This window comes from Streptomyces sp. 13-12-16 (assembly GCF_002114215.1).
GTDB lineage: Bacteria > Actinomycetota > Actinomycetes > Streptomycetales > Streptomycetaceae > Streptomyces.
This window is the reverse complement of the sequence record NZ_NCTE01000338.1, coordinates 1-3134: the sequence shown is the minus strand read 5'-3', so window position 1 is coordinate 3134 and position 3134 is coordinate 1. Positions and strand designations below refer to the sequence as shown.

Annotated in this window: 3 protein-coding genes; 1 reads left to right on the top strand and 2 read right to left on the bottom strand. The window is 74.3% G+C overall.

Annotated elements, in window-relative coordinates; all coding sequences use genetic code 11:
- Window positions 1-180 precede the first annotated feature (180 nt).
- Window positions 181-549 (top strand): transglycosylase family protein, encoded by a 369-nt coding sequence (locus tag B7767_RS14315; protein WP_085572523.1) that lies wholly within the window; start codon window positions 181-183, stop codon window positions 547-549.
- Between the two features lie 153 nt (window positions 550-702).
- Here the strand turns inward: B7767_RS14315 and B7767_RS14310 are convergent, their stop codons facing one another.
- Together B7767_RS14310 and B7767_RS14305 are read right to left on the bottom strand one after the other, a co-directional pair.
- Entirely contained in the window at window positions 703-1464 is a 762-nt protein-coding gene (locus B7767_RS14310; RefSeq protein WP_085572522.1) for a ZIP family metal transporter, read from the bottom strand.
- Between the two features lie 39 nt (window positions 1465-1503).
- A partial coding sequence (locus tag B7767_RS14305) for a SpoIIE family protein phosphatase (RefSeq protein ID WP_107486094.1) occupies window positions 1504-3134 on the bottom strand: 1631 nt, incomplete at its 5' end.

Genomic DNA, 3134 nt, shown 5'->3' with positions numbered 1-3134 from the left:
CGGGCCGCCTCGGCATGGAGGGTGCCATGACGCCGGCGTCGCCGCCGGGGTGCCGGGCCGCGCCCCGAAGGTCACCCGGCCGGACCGACGTCGCCGAGGCGGACCGTCACGTACCCCGTCCGGGGCAAGGAGACGGCCGTCGACGAGCCGTCGCGCGGTGGCGCGGTGTAACAGTTCTCTATGAGTCATGGACGAAACACCCCCATGGGTGACGTGCGGAGTTCGCGGGGGATCCGGATCCGGGCCGCCGTGATCGCCCTGATCGCCGCGGCCGCCCTGGGCACGGCCGGCGAAGCGGAGGCGTCGCCCCGGTCGGCTCCCCGGGGCACCGACTGGGACGCCATCGCCGCGTGCGAGTCCGGCGGCGACTGGCAGGCGAACACCGGCAACGGTCACTACGGCGGCCTGCAGTTCACGCAGTCGAGCTGGGTCGCGGCGGGGGGACTCGAGTACGCCCCGCGTGCGGACCTGGCGACCCGCGAGGAACAGATCGCCGTGGCCGAACGCCTGGCCCGGCTCCAGGGGATGTCGGCCTGGTCCTGCGCCTGACTCCCCGCCCCGCGGCGGCGAGCGGCGACCCGGCCCGCGCCGACGTGGTGTGTCCCGGCCCCGCAAGGACCGTGTCCGACCCGTCCGGGCAGGTCGTCGCCGTCACCGGTGGTCCGACCGGCAGCCGGTGAACAGAGGCGGAACGGGCGGGCCTCAGCCGTGGGAGAGGGCGAAGGAGACCAGGAAGCCGCTCACGGTGACCAGCCCGATGGCCAGGTGGGCGTCCTCGAACGCCTCGGGGATCATCGTGTCGGCGATCATCGCGAGGATGGCCCCGGCGGCCACCGCGGTCACGGCGGCGATCACAGCCGGGGAGAAATCCCCGATCACCGTGTAGCCGAGGACCGCCGCGAGGGTGCTCGCGGCGGCGATGGCGGCCCACACCCCGAAGACGTAGGCCCTGCCGCGCCCGGCCTTCTTCATGCCCGCCGAACTGGACATCCCCTCGGGGACGTTGCTGATGAACACCGCCGCCACGGTCACCGGACTCACCGCTCCGCCGTCGAGCAGGCTCACGCCGATGACCGCGGACTCCGGGACACCGTCGAGCAGCGCCCCGAGGGCGAGGGCGAGGCCGGATCCGGCCTGCTGCCCCTCCGACGGCTGCGTCTGTTCCCGCCGGTGCCCGGAGCGCTTGCGGTGCCGGGCGCCGCGGCGGGCCAGCCACATGTTGCCCGCGGTGTAGGCCACCGCGCCGGCCAGCGCGCCGACCGCCGTGGGAACCATCCCGGCCTGGTCGTAGGCCTCCCCGACCAGTTCGAAGCTGACCGCCGACAGCAGCACCCCGGCGCCGAAGGCCATGACCGTCGCGATCACCTTCTGCGGGACCCGCAGTCCGTATCCCAGGGCCGCCCCGAGCAGCAGCGCCGAGCCCGCCACCAGTCCCCACCAACCCGCCTGAAGCACTTGTGTCATGTGCTTCCGGTACCCGTCACGGGCCGCCCCCTCGCCGCGTCAGCCACAGGGGCTGATGAGGAGCAGGGCGATGTCGTCGCCGGGAGCGGGGGCGTGGCGGATGAGGGTGCCGGCCATGGCGTCGAGGTCGGCCGGGTCCGCCTGTTCGAGGAGCCCCGCGAGAGCCGCGGTGGCGTCGTCGAGGTCCACTCCGGGAGCTTCGACGAGCCCGTCGGTGTAGAGGGCGAGCACACAGCCGGCCGGCAGGGGGAACTCCAGGGCCGGGTAGCGGGAGTCCGGCTCGATGCCGAGGAGGAGACCGGGGGGAACCGGGAGGACCTCGGTGCGTCCGTCGGCATGGCGGAGCAGGGGCGGCGGGTGGCCGGCGGTGGCCACGCACGCGAGGCGCGTGGTGAGGTCGAGGTGGATGTAGAGGCAGCTGGTGAACAGGCCCGGTTCGAGGTCGGTGAGCAGACGGTTGGTGCCGGCCAGGACCTGATCGGGGGCCGAGCCCACGGTGGCGTGGGCGTGGACGGCGGTGCGGACCTGGCCCATGAGCGCCGCCGCGTCCACATTGTGGCCCTGCACGTCGCCGATGGCGGCGCCGACGGTGTGCTCGTCGAGACGGATGAGGTCGTAGAAGTCGCCGCCCACACCCAGGCCCTGGGCCGCCGGGAGGTAGCGTGCGGCGACCTTCAGGCCGGGGACGTCGGGAAGCGTGTGCGGCAGCAGGGCGGACTGCAGCCGGTGCGCGAGGTCGTCCTTGGTGTCGTAGAGGCGGGCGCGGTCCAGGGCCTGCCCCACCAGACCCGCCATCGAGGTGAGGACGGCGCGCTCACCGGGCGGGAAGGCGCGGGGCCGGCGGTAGGAGAGGAGGAGGGAACCCCTGGGGCGGCCGGAGGCGATCAGCGGCAGGACGGCCCAGGCGGCCATCCCGTCCTCGTGCACCGTCGCCGGGAACGCGCGCCGGAGCTCGGTGAAACTCGTGAAGAAGTACGGGACGCCGGTGGTCAGAACCCTGGCGACGGGGAGGTCCGAGCTCAGGGGGACGGTGTCGAAGCGGTCGATGATGTCGGCGCTGTAGCCGCGGTGGCCGATGATCCTCAGCCGGTCGTCGTCGGGGGCCATCAGCACCATGCCCTGGGCGCCGAGGGCGGGCAGGAGCTGGTCGGCGGCCTGGTCGACCACGTCCTGTACGCCGATGGCCTCGGTCAGGGTGGCGGCCAGCTGCATCAGCTGGTACAGCAGGACGGCGCGGCTGGGGCCGGCGGCCGACGCGGAGGGCGGAGCGGGAGCGCTCTCGGACGGGTCGGTGCCGGTGATGCGGACACTGACGCCGGAGGGGTCCGGGTACAGCTCGAAGGCCAGCCAGGTGTCCGGGGGGCGCAGGACGGTGAACGCCTGCGGCTGATGACTGACCAGCGCGGCCCGGTAGCGGTCCTCGACCTGGGGGACGTCCATCCACGGCAGTGCCTCCCAGGGCAGGGCGCCCACCAGCTCGTCCGGACCGGCGCCGAGGAGGTCGGCGCCGGCGGGGGTGACGAAGGTGATGCGGCCGTTCATGTCCAGCGCGCAGGACCCTCCGGGCAGGCGGTCGATGAAGGCCGTGACCGCGGCCGCCTCGCCGGGCGGGGCGGTGCGCCCCGACGGCAGGGGCAGGGTCCGCGGCCGGCCGGCGGGCCGCAGCGGAT